At 67.8% G+C, this 1066-nt stretch carries 1 protein-coding gene; it reads right to left on the reverse strand.

The genetic code is table 11. From position 1 onward, the window contains the following. A partial coding sequence (locus tag EN914_RS36280; protein WP_164779210.1) for an amino acid adenylation domain-containing protein occupies positions 1–1058 on the reverse strand: 1058 nt, incomplete at its 3' end. Positions 1059–1066: the final 8 nt, after the last annotated feature.

Below are 1066 nucleotides of genomic sequence, written 5' to 3' on the forward strand. Positions count from 1 at the left end.
AGATAGCCGACCGCGAGCCCGATGCCGGCGATGCCGATCTCGCCCAGTTCGCCCGGCTCGGCAAGCTGCGGCAGCGAAGCGTCGAGGATGACGATCGAGTAGGTCGGCAGCGGCGCGCCGATGGTGACGGGACTGTCCGGCGTCAGCGCGCCCATGGTGGCGGTGACGGTCGCCTCGGTCGGGCCATAGGTGTTCAGGATCTGCCGCCCCGGCTTCGACCAGCGCACCACCAGATTGTGCGGACAGGCCTCGCCGCCGACCAGCAGCGTGCGCAGGCTGGGCACATCCGATGTCATCGACGACAGCAGCGTCGGGCTGCAGGCGATGCAGGTGATGTCATGGAGCCGCAGGAAATCGGCGAGTTCCTCGCCCACCAGCGGCATCTGGCCGGGTGCCGGCACCACGGTTGCGCCGGCGACGAACGGCACCCAGATCTCTTCGGAGGAAAAGTCGAAGGCGATGGTCATGCCCTGGTAGACGCGGTCGCCCGGCCGGTAGCCGTAGGAGGCGGCGGCGACGCGGATGAAATTGACGAAACTCTGGTGCTTGATGACGACGCCCTTGGGCTTGCCGGTGGTGCCCGACGTGTAGAGGATGTAGCAGGTGTCGTCCGCTGAAGCGGCCTTCGCATGCGGCTGCAGCGGCGCGTCGGACTGTCTGGAGATTTCGGCAGCAGTGCTGTCGATCAGCAGATGCGGGACCGGCAGTTGACCGGCGCGCGACGCATAGGCGGCGATGGTGACGATCAGGCTGACGCCGGCATCTTCGATGATGAGCGCCATCCGCTCCTCGGGGAATGCGGTCGCCAGCGGCACGAAGGCAGCGCCCGCCTTCATCACGGCGAGCAGCGCGACATAGGTCTCCGCCGAGCGGTCGAGGATGAGCCCGATGCGGTCGCCCGGCCGCACGCCGCGCTTGACCAGCAAGCGGGCGAACTGGTTGGCCCGCCTGTCCAGCTCACGATAGGTCCAGACACGCCCATCGGAGATCACCGCCGGCAGCGCTGCGAACATTTCGGCGAGCTGTTCGAAGACCGTGTCGAGCCGCTCGCCGGGCAGGCCATGGC

This window comes from Mesorhizobium sp. M7A.F.Ca.CA.001.08.2.1, from assembly GCF_003998455.1.
GTDB lineage: Bacteria > Pseudomonadota > Alphaproteobacteria > Rhizobiales > Rhizobiaceae > Mesorhizobium > Mesorhizobium ciceri.